General features: G+C 52.8%; 15 protein-coding genes. 9 read left to right on the plus strand and 6 right to left on the minus strand.

Going from position 1 to position 13352, the window contains the following annotated elements:
• Positions 1–53: 53 nt before the first annotated feature.
• The 3 genes from ETC05_RS13320 to ETC05_RS13330 form a co-directional block, all read right to left on the minus strand.
• Complete coding sequence (locus ETC05_RS13320) at positions 54–1319, minus strand: L-lactate MFS transporter (RefSeq protein ID WP_171661227.1); 1266 nt, start codon at positions 1317–1319, stop codon at positions 54–56.
• 16 nt (positions 1320–1335) lie between these two features.
• Positions 1336–2127: a formate dehydrogenase accessory sulfurtransferase FdhD gene (fdhD, locus tag ETC05_RS13325; protein ID WP_171661228.1), complete on the minus strand. Its 792-nt coding sequence runs from the start codon at positions 2125–2127 to the stop codon at positions 1336–1338.
• A 248-nt stretch (positions 2128–2375) separates the two neighbouring features.
• On the minus strand, positions 2376–2723 hold the full coding sequence (locus ETC05_RS13330; RefSeq protein ID WP_011229964.1) for a Na-translocating system protein MpsC family protein: 348 nt from the start codon (positions 2721–2723) through the stop codon (positions 2376–2378).
• A 262-nt stretch (positions 2724–2985) separates the two neighbouring features.
• On the opposite strand from ETC05_RS13330, the gene fdhF reads away from it, so the two are divergent.
• From fdhF to ETC05_RS13355, 5 genes are all read left to right on the plus strand, one after another.
• Complete coding sequence (gene fdhF, locus ETC05_RS13335) at positions 2986–5949, plus strand: formate dehydrogenase subunit alpha (RefSeq protein ID WP_171661229.1); 2964 nt, start codon at positions 2986–2988, stop codon at positions 5947–5949.
• Complete coding sequence (locus ETC05_RS13340; RefSeq protein ID WP_031405632.1) at positions 5942–6430, plus strand: helical membrane plugin domain-containing protein; 489 nt, start codon at positions 5942–5944, stop codon at positions 6428–6430. The genes fdhF and ETC05_RS13340 overlap by 8 nt, the downstream gene beginning before the upstream one ends.
• Before the next feature lie 511 nt (positions 6431–6941).
• Positions 6942–7925 carry a metal-dependent hydrolase gene (locus tag ETC05_RS13345; protein WP_171661230.1) on the plus strand — a complete coding sequence of 328 codons (984 nt, stop codon included), beginning with the start codon at positions 6942–6944 and terminating at the stop codon, positions 7923–7925.
• 106 nt (positions 7926–8031) lie between these two features.
• A complete protein-coding gene (locus ETC05_RS13350; protein WP_031405636.1) occupies positions 8032–8193 on the plus strand; it encodes a small, acid-soluble spore protein K in 162 nt (53 codons plus the stop codon).
• A gap of 67 nt (positions 8194–8260) precedes the next feature.
• Positions 8261–8422: a YpzG family protein gene (locus ETC05_RS13355; RefSeq protein ID WP_071880153.1), complete on the plus strand. Its 162-nt coding sequence runs from the start codon at positions 8261–8263 to the stop codon at positions 8420–8422.
• Positions 8423–8593: 171 nt separating this feature from the next.
• Here the strand turns inward: ETC05_RS13355 and ETC05_RS13360 are convergent, their stop codons facing one another.
• Together ETC05_RS13360 and recX are read right to left on the minus strand one after the other, a co-directional pair.
• Entirely contained in the window at positions 8594–8929 is a 336-nt protein-coding gene (locus tag ETC05_RS13360; RefSeq protein ID WP_031405637.1) for a YfhH family protein, read from the minus strand.
• A gap of 66 nt (positions 8930–8995) precedes the next feature.
• Positions 8996–9805, minus strand: coding sequence for a recombination regulator RecX (gene recX / locus ETC05_RS13365; RefSeq protein WP_031405639.1), 810 nt, complete (start codon positions 9803–9805; stop codon positions 8996–8998).
• Positions 9806–9897: 92 nt separating this feature from the next.
• On the opposite strand from recX, the gene ETC05_RS13370 reads away from it, so the two are divergent.
• The 4 genes from ETC05_RS13370 (at position 9898) to ETC05_RS13385 (ending at position 12148) form a co-directional block, all read left to right on the plus strand.
• The gene (locus tag ETC05_RS13370) at positions 9898–10815 is read left to right on the plus strand and encodes a TIGR01777 family oxidoreductase (RefSeq protein WP_031405641.1); all 918 of its coding nucleotides are present in this window, start codon (positions 9898–9900) and stop codon (positions 10813–10815) included.
• A 245-nt stretch (positions 10816–11060) separates the two neighbouring features.
• Entirely contained in the window at positions 11061–11615 is a 555-nt protein-coding gene (locus tag ETC05_RS13375) for a GNAT family N-acetyltransferase (RefSeq protein WP_031405643.1), read from the plus strand.
• 128 nt (positions 11616–11743) lie between these two features.
• On the plus strand, positions 11744–11872 hold the full coding sequence (locus tag ETC05_RS13380) for a YfhE family protein (RefSeq protein WP_013146323.1): 129 nt from the start codon (positions 11744–11746) through the stop codon (positions 11870–11872).
• A 90-nt stretch (positions 11873–11962) separates the two neighbouring features.
• The gene (locus ETC05_RS13385; protein WP_031405645.1) at positions 11963–12148 is read left to right on the plus strand and encodes a YfhD family protein; all 186 of its coding nucleotides are present in this window, start codon (positions 11963–11965) and stop codon (positions 12146–12148) included.
• A gap of 109 nt (positions 12149–12257) precedes the next feature.
• Here the strand turns inward: ETC05_RS13385 and ETC05_RS13390 are convergent, their stop codons facing one another.
• Entirely contained in the window at positions 12258–13088 is an 831-nt protein-coding gene (locus ETC05_RS13390; protein WP_031405647.1) for a glycosyltransferase family 8 protein, read from the minus strand.
• Positions 13089–13352: the final 264 nt, after the last annotated feature.

The raw sequence follows: 13352 nt of genomic DNA on the forward strand, positions 1-13352 counted from the left end.
AAAAACCCCCGGCGTGGCTTGCCGCACGCCGAGGGAGCAAAAGGACATCGTTCTCAACTTTCCTTGGCCGCCGAAACATAGGCGATTTGTTCATGTTGGGCACGCAATCGGCGAATATCGATGCGCACAAGCAGCGAGATGATGAAAGCGATGACAAACAATCCGCCAAAAAAGGCCAAACTTCCTTCATACGAACCGGTCGTGTCTTTAATATACGCGGCAAACATCGGTCCGACGAGGCCAGCCGCGGCCCAAGCGGTCAAAATATAACCATGGATGGCACCGAGCTGCTTTGTTCCAAACAAATCGCCGATGTACGCCGGAATACAGGCGAATCCGCCGCCGTAGCACGTATACACAATCGTCAGCATCACCACAAACAACCATTTGATGGACACGTTCGGCAACAGGAAGAAAATCAAAATTTGCAAAACGAAAAACGCCGTATACGTATTGGGACGGCCGATATAATCCGAAGCCGACGCCCAGCCGATGCGTCCCAACCCGTTAAACACTCCGATGGCGCCAACTAATGCCGCCGCGGCGGCTTGGCTGATGCCGATGCTTTCCACTGCCAGCGGTTTCGCCACCGCCAAAACGGCAATGCCGCATGTCACATTGATAAACAACATCAGCCATAAATACCAAAACCGTCTTGTTTTCACCGCCTCATTGGCCGCAAGCTGCGCCAAATCTAGCGAAGGTTTCGCTTTTCCGGCCTTCACTTTTTCCTGAAATCCTTCCGGCAGCCAGCCTTCTGGCGGTTTTTCTAAATAAAGCGAAGATAGCACCATAATGACAAAGTATGTAATCCCCAAAATAAAAAACGTATTCTGAACGCCCACGGATGCAATCAAGCTGTTCATGACGGGACTCGCGATGGCTGCCGCGAACCCGAACCCCATGATCGCCAGCCCCGTAGCCAACCCGCGCCGGTCCGGAAACCATTTGACAAGCGTCGACACAGGCGCAATATACCCGACGCCAAGCCCGATCCCGCCTAAAACGCCGTAAAACAGATACAGAAGATATTTAGAACCGAGCGCCACCGCCAATCCAGAACCAGTCACCCCGAGGCCAAAGAAAATAGCAGCCAATAGTCCCGATTTGCGCGGTCCGTGTTTTTCCACAAAATGGCCGAGGAACGCAGCCGACAAGCCTAAAAACAAAATCGCGATGCTAAACGTGAGCGCTACTTCTTGGTCCGACCAACCAAACAATTGTTTTAGCGGGTTGGTAAAATTGCTCCATGCATACACCGACCCAATCGAAAGATGAATGCCAACGGCCGACAGCGCAATGAGCCAACGGTTTTTCATCGCCTCTTTTCCCCTTTCATCCACTGATAATCCGCTTCTCATGCGTATACACGTTAAACGCTTGTCCGCGCAAAAAGCCGACCACGGTAATGCCGAGCTCGTCGGCGAGATCCAAAGCGAGCGTCGTCGGCGCCGACTTCGAGAGCAAGACGCTCACGCCCATTTTCGCCGCTTTTAAAAGCACTTCCGACGAGACGCGGCCGCTGAATACAATCAGCTTGTCTTTCATCGCCACTTGATGGCGCAGGCAATAGCCGTACAACTTATCAAGCGCATTATGACGCCCGATGTCGGAACGGACGACGACCATCCCATTCGGTGTAGCGAGCGCGGCATTGTGCAGTCCCCCCGTCGCCGCAAAGTCCGTCGACTGATCGTGCAGCGCTTCCATGAGGCGAATGCAGTCATCCGCTTTCACGGTAATGCCGCCGACAATCGTTTTCGCCGTTTTCATATCGTTGTAAAAATAAAACTGGCGGCTTTTTCCGCAGCACGAGCCGATGAATCGCTTCGCATAAAACTGTTTGGCCGGCAGTCCCCCTGCGGCGAGCTCGACGTACGCAAACCCCCGCTCCCCATCGATCGTCATCGCTTTGATGTCGCTATACGTCCGAATGGCTCCTTCCGCGGCTAAAAATCCGATCACCAGTTCATCGAGATGCGCGGGCGTGCAAACGATCGTCGCAAACTCCTCGCCGTTGACCATTATGGTCAACGGAAACTCGAGCGCGATCTCGTCCTCTTCCTCAACCAAGCGTCCGTTCCGGTATTTCACAATCGGCCGCCGTTTCGCCGCAAATCCGCTCACCCTTGCCATCCCCCCTTTCCACCAAAATAAAACCGCCGCCTTCCGGACAAAGGCACTGTTTGCCCCTGTCAGCGAAAAGCGGCGGTAGTTTGCGCCCAGCGCTTCTGTAGCGAAACCAACGCTCACCTAGTTGAGAAACCTGCCGTCCAAGCGGCAAAATCGTTTAGCCGGCAAGGCTTCTTTCTTCATCTACGCCATAAGCATACCATGAACAGCGGGGAAAGACAACCGTTTTGTTCACAAATTTGTCACAATTCAATCGGTTTTTCAAACACGAATACGGACACGGCCATATCTTCTTCCACTTTAATGTCGCTGAACAAATAAAGAAGCTTCGAACCGATGAGCTCTTCCATGCCGTCCGGCACATGTTGGGCGTACACGTCTTGAATCATTTTCGTTCTCGCCGCGTGCACCATCTCCCGGCCTTCCGGGGTGCGGGCGATAAATTTTTCCGTCGGCGTTAAATTGCCGTGCAAAATCGTAATCGCCAAGTTGTCGACAAAATACGTTTTAATCCGTTCCGGCCCTTTGCCAAACAGCTGTTTGCGCACTTTGCGCACAATGTCGTTGAAAGCGGCTTCTTTTTTGGACATTTTTCTTCCCCCCTTTCCGAAAGCCACCAGAAAAAGTTCCGGCCCATCCGTTGTGTTCTTCGTTTTGCCGTACTATAATAAACTATAGCAAATGTATACATAGTGGAAAAATCATAAGGCAAGGTCATGACCTTGTGATTTTTCTACGAAGTCGCCAAAACGATGGATTGGTTGTTTAGTATCGCCATGCTAAAGAACTACTCCACCACGATGAAGCACGCATCGTTGGTGGAGTTTTATTTTTGAAAAAGGGGGAGCGAGAATGGAACCATCCATGGTGACATTGACCATCAACGGACGCACGTATCGCGCCAAACAAGGGATGACCGTTTTGGAAGTCGCCAATGAACACGGCATTGGGCATCCGCAAGTTTGTTACACGCCGGAGCTTGGCGCCATTCAAACGTGCGACACATGCATTGCCGAGATCAACGGCACGCTTCTTCGCGCCTGTTCGACGCCGGTTGCGGACGGCATGGTCGTCGAGCTCGGCTCGCCGCGGGCAAAGGCCGCACAAAAAGAAGCGATGGACCGCCTGTTGGAGAACCATCTCCTCTACTGTACGGTGTGCGACAACAACAACGGCAACTGCAAGCTGCACAACACAGCGGAAATGATGCAAATCGAACATCAAACGTATCCGTACCGGCCGAAAGTCGACCCGTCCGAGGTGGACATGTCGCATCCGTTCTACCGCTACGACCCGAACCAATGCATCGCCTGCGGGCAGTGTGTGGAGGCTTGCCAAAACTTGCAAGTGAACGAAACGCTCTCGATTGACTGGGAAGCGGAACGGCCGCGCGTCGTTTGGGATGGCGGTGTGCCGATCAACGAATCGTCATGCGTCAGCTGCGGGCATTGCGTCACTGTCTGCCCGTGCAACGCCTTAATGGAAAAATCGATGCTTGGCGAAGCGGGCTTTCTCACCGGCTTGGACAAAGACGTCCTCAACCCGATGATCGATTTTGTCAAAGAAGTCGAGCCAAACTATACGAGCATTTTCGCCATTTCTGAAATCGAGGCCGCCATGCGCGAACAGCGGATCAAAAAGACGAAAACGGTTTGCACGTTCTGCGGCGTCGGCTGTTCGTTTGAAGTGTGGACGAAAGGGCGCAAGATTTTAAAAATCCAGCCGGTTTCCGAAGCGCCGGTCAACGCGATTTCCACATGCGTCAAAGGAAAATTCGGCTGGGATTTCGTCAACAGCGAAGAGCGCCTGACGAAGCCGCTCATCCGCAAAGGCGACGTGTTCGTCGAGTCGACGTGGGAAGAAGCACTCGATCTAGTGGCTGAAAAGCTTGGCGCCATTAAGCAACAATACGGCGGCAATGCCATTGGCTTTATTTCCTCCTCGAAAATTTCCAACGAGGAAAACTATTTAATGCAAAAGTTGGCGCGGCAAGTATTTGAAACGAACAACGTTGACAACTGTTCGCGCTATTGCCAGTCGCCGGCGACGGACGGCCTGTTCCGCACGGTCGGGATGGGCGGCGATTCCGGCACGATTCATGACATCGCTTCCGCCGGCTTGGTCATCATCATCGGTGCCAACCCCGCGGAAGGACATCCGGTCATCGCCACCCGCGTCAAGCGGGCGCATAAACTGTTTGGGCAAAAACTGATCGTCGCCGACTTGCGCCGCAATGAAATGGCCGAGCGGGCCGATTTGTTCATCCGTCCGAAACAAGGCACCGACCAAGTATGGCTGATGGCCGTGACCAAATACATCATCGACCAAGGCTGGCACGATGAAGCGTTCATTCGCGAGCGCGTCCATTTCTTTGATGAATTTAGGCAACTGCTTGAAAAATATACGCTTGACTATGCCGAACAAGTCACCGGCGTCGCCAAAGCCGATCTCATCCGCATCGCTGAAATGATTCACGAAGCGGACGGCACGTGTGTCCTCTGGGGCATGGGCGTGACGCAAAACACGGGCGGCAGCGACACATCGGCGGCGATTTCCAACTTGCTGCTTACAACCGGCAACTACGGCCGTCCGGGGACGGGCGCGTTCCCATTGCGCGGCCATAACAATGTGCAAGGCGCCTGCGACATGGGCTCGCTTCCTGCCTGGCTGCCTGGCTACCAACATGTCACCGATGATGAGGCGCGGGCGAAGTTTGAAAAAGCGTACGGCGTCCGCATCGATGCAAAACCAGGGCTTGACAACATCCAAATGCTTGAAGCGGCCGAGCGCGGCGAGCTGAAAGCGATGTATATCGTCGGCGAAGATATGGCGCTTGTTGACTGCAACGCCAACCACGTGCAAGAGACGTTGGCGAAGCTCGACTTTGTCGTCGTTCAAGACATTTTCTTGTCCAAAACGGCGCAATTTGCTGATGTCATCTTGCCGGCCGCGCCAAGTTTGGAAAAAGAAGGAACATTCACAAACACCGAGCGCCGCATCCAACGGTTTTACCAAGCGCTCGAGCCGCTTGGCGACTCCAAGCCAGACTGGTGGATCATTCAAGAAATTGCCAAACGGCTTGGCGCCGACTGGAATTACGCCGGTCCGAAAGAAATCATGGACGAAATCGCCAGCCTCGCCCCGCTCTATTCGCAGGCGCATTACGACCGGCTCGAGGGCTGGAACAGCTTATGTTGGGGCAGCTATGACGGCGCGGATACCCCGCTTTTGTACAAAGAGCGGTTCAACTTCCCGGATGGCAAAGCCCGCTTTGCGCTGGCCGATTGGGTCGAACCGGTGCCATACCCGGAAGAATACGATTTGCTCGTCAACAACGGCCGGCTGCTTGAACACTTCCATGAAGGGAATTTAACGTATAAATCCAAAGGCATCGAGCACAAATTCCCGGAAGTGTTCGTCGAAGTGTCGCCGGAACTCGCCAACGAGCGCGGCATTGAGGACGGGGCGCTCGTCCGGCTCATCTCGCCGTACGGCCGCGTCAACGTGCGCGTGCTTGTCACCGATCGGGTCAGAGGCAATGAGCTGTTCTTGCCGATGCACTCCACCGCCAATGAAAGCGCCATTAATATGTTAACCGGTCCGCAGACCGACCATCGCACGAACACGCCGGCCTACAAACAAGCGCGCGTGCGCATGGAAGTGATCGAACGATCCGGCAGGACGCCGCTGCCGCGCACAAACCCGCGCTTTAAAAAACGGCATCCGCAAAACGGGGTGGAAGTTGAACGGAAATGGCGGCGCCGCGATTACGTGCCGCTCACCGAGGAAACCAAGGGGGTGAAAATCGGTGGCTAAACCGATTACCACCATTCAGAAGCGCCAACTGACCGAGGAAGAAAAACGGGCCGAAGCTTTGGCCAAACTGAAAGCGGCGGTCGGCGACAGCGAAGAGGCGGTCCGCGAGCTCTTGGCGTTCATCGAGCAGCTTCACGAAAGCGGCTTGCTCGAAGCGGCCAACGCCTTGTTGAAAGCGCGGGAAGACGTAGCCAAAATCGTCGTTGGCCAGCTCAATCAAAAACCGGTGACAACGATGATCAACCATGCGTTCGCCCTGGCTGGTCTTGCCGCTTCACTTGATCCGGAGAAAACAGCAAAGCTGCTTGAGCACATCGCCGCCGGCGTGATGGAGGCATACGAACAGCACTCTGTCGAAACAAAAAAAGTCGGGTTGTTTGATTTGCTTAAAGCCATCAATGACCCGGACATCAACCGCGCAATCCGCTTTTTTCTGTCCGCTCTCAAAGCGATCGGCAAACAGTTCAGAAATGACGGCTAATCGATCGGTTGGCAGAGAAAAGGACAGTTGACCAATGAGCGCCAAAAGAACGGATGGCGAACAGATCTTCCAGCAGCATGGAATGCTTCCCCACTTACACCGATACCATAGACGTTGAAGTGGGGAGCTTTTCGATTCGAGGTGATCAACGAAACGCCCCGCCTCATGCGGGGCGCTTTTCGTTTGTTGACTGAAGCGATTCCCTTTTCGTCTGACGAGCGGCTTGCATCCTGTTTTCACCCCGCTCTCTATCAATCGTTTCCTTTTTCGACATGTTGTGAAATGGATCGTTCCGCCTCTCGCCAACGATTGTCGCCCTATGATACACTAGCCATAGCCTTGTTTTGTCTCTCGCCTCCTTTCCGCCAATGCCTTAAACGGTTATTGGCGGAAAGCAAGGTGGGACATACTAATAGTGGCATGAAAAACAAAGAAGTGCTCCGGCCAAGAGACAACAGACAGTTTCCATACCGAACATGCAACGATGCTGCAAGAAGGAGGCGCCTTCACGTTGGATACAGGCACACATGTTTTGATGGGGGTGGCGCTCGGCAGTCTTGCTTCACTTGACCCTGCGATCGCCCACGATCCGCTCTTATCCCACGCCGTGTTGATCGGCGCGCTTGCTGGCTCGCAAGCGCCGGATATCGATACGATTTTCAAATTGCGCAACAACGCCAAATATATTCGCAACCATCGCGGCATCACCCATTCGATTCCCGCCGTCGTTCTTTGGCCGCTACTCATCGTCAGCATAATGGCTGCCATCTATCCGAAAACGGATTGGCTTCGTGTTTGGCTTTGGACGTTTATTGCCGTCGCCTTGCACGTGTTGGTTGACATTTTTAACTCTTACGGAACCCAGGCGTTGCGCCCATTTACAAAAAAATGGATCGCCCTTGGCGTGATTCATACGTTTGATCCCGTCATTTTTGGGCTTCATTTGGTTGGCGTCGGCGGCTTGTTTCTCGGCGCCCATCTCGGTTATACGTTTCTTGTCGTCTACGTGCTTATCGCTGCGTATTATGGGATTCGCTTCCGCCAGCAGGCCAACATCAAACAGCTCGTGCGCGCCTCGATCACCGGGGTGACCGAGATCATCACCGTACCGACATGGCGGCCGCGCGAATGGCATTTAGCCATTTCAACCTGCGACGAATTTTACGTCGCCCGCGTCAAACGCGGCGAGCTCATCATCCTTGACCGCTTCCAAAAGCGCCCGCTTCCCGACCATCCGGTGATGAACGCTGCCAAACGCGATAAAAATATCGCCGCTTTCTTATCTTTTTCCCCGGTTTACCGTTGGGAAATGAATGAATACGATGATTACTACGAAGTGCGCTTTACTGATTTACGCTATCGAAGCAAAGAGTATTACCCGTTTGTCGCTGTCGTCCAGCTCGACCGCGACCTCAATATTGTCAGCTCATACACCGGCTGGATTTTCAGTGAAGGCAAACTGCGCAAAAAGCTCGAACTTGCTCCAAACGGCTGATGGGCTCCACCCCAATCATTGCCACACATAAGCGCCAGAGGGTGTCCCATAATAAAAATACGTGTTGGCCATCCAACACGAGCACGCCGTCAAGGAGGGATGTGCCGTGCGGAACAAAGCGCACAACTTCCCGAACCAAAACAACAACAAGTTCGAAGGCGAACCGCGCGCCAAGGCCGAGTACGCCTCGAAGCGGGCCGACGGCACGACCAACACCCACCCGCAAGAACGGATGCGCGCCTCCGGCGAACGAAGCGATTTCTTTTAACATGAAGGGGGAGCACGGCATCGTTCGCCGCACTCCCCCGGCACATTCCGCAGCGAGGTGAACAGTCATGGGTCACCATCGGCGCAAAAAATTTTATGACAACTTTTACTCCAATCCGTTTCAACAGCCGTGGGCTAATCCAAAACACGCCCACTCCCAAGTAAACGGCGAAACACAACAAACGCTTGACCTCATCATTTTAGAGCGGCAGACGCGCAAGCAGTCGTAGCTAGCCAACCTAGGGAGGGGAGTCTCCCTAGGTTCTTTTTGCCAGTGATGAACGTGCCCGCTTTTCCACAACATCGATGCTAGGTCCTCCCTGACTTTCGGTGGAGAAGCCAACTTTCCTTCCAACCGGCCTTGGTGGATGACACCGCGTTTTTTCGTCGCCAATCTTGTCTTATGGCAAATTCGGCTTGCGCAGCAGCGAAATCGGCAGCGCCTCCTCCTCTCCGTTTCCTTTCAACCGCCATCCCCAGGCAAACACTCCTTTTAAATAGCGCACTTTAAAATACTCGCCGGGCGCCCCTTCGATTTCATAAATCTCCCCAGGATGAAAATCAGCCGGATTGAGCATATACGCCTTCGCCATGGCGATTTTCCGCTCGTAGACGGCGTATTCGTTCACCATCCCCATCTGCTCCGCCTTGCGCGCTTTTTCCGTCAACATGGCGATTTCTTGTTGCAGTTCTTCTTTCGTCATCTCGCTGTACCGTTTTTGTTCTCCTTTGTTCATGGACAAGCCTCCTTTTTTGAACACGCCAACAAAACCGCTACTATCCCCCAAGCCTTTCGTTCAAGATCACTCCCCATCGCCGTGCATGCGCAGCCATTCATTGATCAAATCAAGCGCGAATCCTCTTCGGTACAGGGCTTGGCGCATTTTTTGCTCATAAAGCGGCCGCGGGTGGTGCGCATAACGGCGGTGTGCTTTCTCCGCCTGAACACGGAGCGCCTCCCATTCTTCTTGTTCAGTGTGAACACTGCCATCCGCCAAAACGGCGGTGATCACCTCCTGCGGAAACCCTTTGCGCATCAGCTGTTGCCGCACCCGTTCCAAAAACACGCGCTCTGATTCTGCCCGGCGCTGCTTTTTCGCCTTTTGGTAAAGCGAGCGGGCGACGGCCATCTGTTCATCCAACGTATACTCCGCCAAGCTCTGCTCAATCAAGCGGTCCGGAACGCCGAGCCGTTCCAGTTCCGCGCGGACGAGAAGGGGCCCTTTCGCCGCCGTCTTTTTTTGCGTGCGCACATAAGCAGCTGCAAACGCCTCGTCATCCACATACCGCTCCTTGTGCAGCTTCTTGAGCACTTCCTTTACAACGAGATCGGAAAATCCTTTTTTTCGAAGGTGTACGACAACCTCGTGCTCAGAACGCATCCGGCGGGCTAAAAAGTAAAGCGCCTGCTGATACGCCTTTTTCACCTCATCGGCATACACAATATGTTGAAGCAAGTCGTCGCTGATCTCCATCCCTTTTTTCAAGCGGAATTGAAGCAATACATCTTGATCAACTGTTAATCTCAACGGCGGTGCGCCGTCACGGTGCACGACAATCCAAAATCGTTCAGCATTTTGTTCGGTTACGACAATGTCGGCAATCGTTCCCATGTTTGTCCCCCTTATCTTTTATCGTATCATAAGCAGGAACTTCTGACACCAAAAGCGAAGTCATAAAATAAACCAATGGAAGGGGAATCAAGATGCGCATCGCCATCAACGGCGGTACCGGTTTGATCGGCCAGGCGCTCGCCCGCTATTTTTCCAAGCAAGGACATGAGATTTACATTTTCACCCGCTCTTCCAAACCTCCTACAGGCCGCATCCGCTACCTTTCTTTCGACGACAACCAAAAGCCGACGGCAATCGATGTCGCCATAAATTTAGCCGGGGAACCGCTCAACCGAAAACGTTGGACGGCGAAGCAAAAAGAAATCATCCTTGAAAGCCGCCTTCGCGCCACCGAAGCGATGGGCCGCTACATTAATTCATTGTCCCGTCCTCCGTCGTTGTTTATCAACGCCAGCGCCATCGGCATTTATGGCACTTCCGAATCCGCGACATTTACCGAGCAAACGACCAATTACGGCGGCGACTTTCTAGCCCAGACCGTCCAAGCATGGGAAGCATCAGCCCATCCGATCGAACTGCTTGGCATCCGCACCATCTACGCTCGCTTTGGCGTCGTGTTTGCACGGCATGGCGGCGCCCTGCCGATGATGATCAAGCCGTACCGGTTGTTTGTCGGAGGCCCAATCGGCAACGGACGGCAATGGCTGTCATGGATTCATCTTGAAGACGTCGTGCGCGCGGTCTCGTACATCATCGAACGCGAGGAGTTGTCCGGCCCGATCAATTTCACCGCACCCGATCCAGTGCAAATGGACGAATTCGGCCGCACGGTCTCCCGCCTTCTTGGCCGCCCGCATTGGCTTCCGGTTCCCATCTCGGCTCTTCGCCTTCTCCTTGGTGAAATGAGCATGCTCGTCACCGAAGGGCAACGCGTCCTTCCAGAGAAGCTATTGCAAGCCGGCTTCGTTTTTTCGTTTCCAACGTTGGAAGACAGTCTCACCGATTTGCTTTTGCCACATGGCCAACAAAAAATATTCAAAAAAAATTAACAAAAAAACAATTCCCTTTTTGCCTCCGATCGTGTATGATAAAGGAGACCTTAGGCTAGTTGTCGCTAATAACCGCATACGCACAGGAACAAGGGGAAGGCAAATGGTGCGCCACCAGCGCTCAAGCTGGTCCTAGTGGGTTCGATTCCCACCCCGAAATTTTTTTAATGAAGTTTTAATAAAAAAATTTCGAGGGTGGGTTCCCGCTGGGAGGCTGCCCTCGGCATCCAAAGGAGGGATTGGCCATGTTGAAAAAACGCGAGCTGCAAGACTGTCATGCGCTGTACGAGTTGATGGTGCATCCGGACGTCTTCCCTTTCGTGCGCCAAAAGGCACGCTCGTACGAAGAGTTTTTATTCATGACCAAGCAGCTTATTGAGGCGGAAGAACGCGGCGAACTGATTTCGCGCACGATTTTGGACGAATGGGGAAACCCGATCGGCACGATCAGCCTTTTTGACATTCAAAACGGCGCCGGCTTTTTAGGCACATGGCTCGGCAAACCGTATCACGGGCTCGGTTACAATCGGCGCGCCAAAGAAGCGTTTTTCCATGAGCTGTTTTATGAGCTGTCGATCGAAACAGTATTTTTGCGCATTCGCAAAGTCAACGTCCGTTCGATCAAAGCGGCGGAAAAATTGCCGTACGTCACGCCCGCCAATGAAACGCGGCAGTCGCTGCTTGAACAAATCGGCGCGGATGTATACAATTTGTACGAAATTACAAAAGACAACTACACGCTTTATACAATGCGCCATCCCTCCTTTGCCCATAATGAAGAACAACGCAAAGAGGCATAAGCTCAGGGGGCGGCATCGACGGAACAAGAGGTTGTCCAAACGGACGCCCTCTTTTTTATGCATAAAAACGGAAGATTTTGCGCAAAATGGAACTAAAGGAATATTGATGAAAAGCGAGGGAACAAGCGATGGCGGAAAAACGGAAACGCGAAAAAGCGAAACATACCTTGACGAGCGCACAGGAAGTCAGCTACGCCCGCGATTTTAAAATGGCGGATCAGGCGGGCGGCTATACAGCCAAAAAAGCGCGCCATTAGAAACGATTGCTATTTATACGGCGGCGCTGTCCATGCCATCCTAATGAATGAATCGTACGATTCACACTTTTGGAATAGGGGGCATGGGGGATGGGCCGTTCTCGCGGACAACGAACACGCGACAAAAACAAGGCGACTTTGCCGCAAGTGCCGAAACAGCTGAAATCTGACGGCATCGATGTGGAATACTCGGAAGAATTTGCCGACCATGAAGACCTTGAAGCACAGGCACGGGCTGCGGCAGCCGGCATCCGCCGGCAAGAGCGCAAACAGTAACCGAACAAGGCGCCTCGCTGTTATGGGGCGCCTTGTTCCTGTGAACCGCTTCCACTCCGCTTGGCTGGAAGCGGGAGACTTTCTTTGTTCAACGCTTCTCCAAGCCGCGCTACATGGTTGCCTCGCCCTCGAGCTCCAACACTTGGCTGTACCGTTTGTAAAACCGCCCCAACTCCCCTTTGTAATTGTCTTTCCACGGTTTTTCCTTGCCGCAATAATGGATAAAAACGGTGTTTTCCTCAATCCAAGCTAAATCGTGTTTCGGGTTGGGCAAAAGCTGCAAAAAGTCATAATAGCGCGCATCATAGTTGTAGCGGTAGCCGTCGACCGGTTTGATCTTGTCCCAATACAGCCCATTTACGACGTCTTGGTCAGGAAGAACGAGCTTGAACCGATTGTCGCGAATGAACTGGTAAATGTCCGCAAGCCGAACGTGTTCACGCATCATCGCAATGTTCATCATCATCACACCCGTGTTGAAATAGCCTTTCGCGTTCGGCGTTTTTAACCGCAACTTGTTGAACAAGTTGGCCACCTTCGTTGAATGAGTATGCTCAGCCGCAATGAACAAGTTCCCTTCAAAATCCATGTCATACAGCTCATCCATCGGGTTGATCGCCACAATATCCGGATCAAGGTACAAGACACGGTCGACGTCCGGCGGCAAAAACAAATGCGCCGCCAGCCGGTAATACATCTCCACCGTATAGTGGCGGAAAACAGGCGCATCATGAAACAGTTGTGGATCAACGTAAATCGGCACGAGCTCATGCCCCTGCCGGCGAACAAACTCACCAAGGGCCTGAATCTCTTCCTCGGCAATGCGCGAGTAAAGCAAGTAAAACGTAAATGGGCGCCGGTTGTTGCAAAACAGCGAATGCATCAAGACTCTCAGCGGCGGAAGATAATTGGCGTCTGTCGTGACTAACACTTGAAACATGCACCATCACTTCCTTTTTTTGAGTCATCGATTCCCCTTTCTCTACAATTATATAGAAATTTAGGTGAATGTTGCGCCCTTTTCATGCTAAATTGTCCGACTGGACGACGATTTCTTTGAAAAGAGCTTATGCCAGCAATGCAGCAATGGGCCTTACTTCCCTCGCGGGCCGGCTTTCGCTGGTGATTTTTTGTTACACTATTTACAATTATCAAACAAATCGCTATAATAAACATATAAGCCGTCTCCTGCCAGCTTGGCCGC

The organism is Geobacillus sp. BMUD, from assembly GCF_013096845.1.
Lineage (GTDB): Bacteria > Bacillota > Bacilli > Bacillales > Anoxybacillaceae > Geobacillus > Geobacillus vulcani.

Coding starts and splice junctions, on each gene's coding strand:
- recX (WP_031405639.1), bottom strand. CDS start 9,805: ATGGGAACGATTGCCGACATTGTCGTAACCGAACAAAATGCTGAACGA.
- ETC05_RS13390 (WP_031405647.1), bottom strand. CDS start 13,088: ATGTTTCAAGTGTTAGTCACGACAGACGCCAATTATCTTCCGCCGCTG.
- ETC05_RS13375 (WP_031405643.1), top strand. CDS start 11,061: ATGTTGAAAAAACGCGAGCTGCAAGACTGTCATGCGCTGTACGAGTTG.
- ETC05_RS13380 (WP_013146323.1), top strand. CDS start 11,744: ATGGCGGAAAAACGGAAACGCGAAAAAGCGAAACATACCTTGACGAGC.
- ETC05_RS13360 (WP_031405637.1), bottom strand. CDS start 8,929: ATGAACAAAGGAGAACAAAAACGGTACAGCGAGATGACGAAAGAAGAA.
- fdhF (WP_171661229.1), top strand. CDS start 2,986: ATGGAACCATCCATGGTGACATTGACCATCAACGGACGCACGTATCGC.
- ETC05_RS13330 (WP_011229964.1), bottom strand. CDS start 2,723: ATGTCCAAAAAAGAAGCCGCTTTCAACGACATTGTGCGCAAAGTGCGC.
- ETC05_RS13320 (WP_171661227.1), bottom strand. CDS start 1,319: ATGAAAAACCGTTGGCTCATTGCGCTGTCGGCCGTTGGCATTCATCTT.
- ETC05_RS13370 (WP_031405641.1), top strand. CDS start 9,898: ATGCGCATCGCCATCAACGGCGGTACCGGTTTGATCGGCCAGGCGCTC.
- ETC05_RS13385 (WP_031405645.1), top strand. CDS start 11,963: ATGGGCCGTTCTCGCGGACAACGAACACGCGACAAAAACAAGGCGACT.
- ETC05_RS13355 (WP_071880153.1), top strand. CDS start 8,261: ATGGGTCACCATCGGCGCAAAAAATTTTATGACAACTTTTACTCCAAT.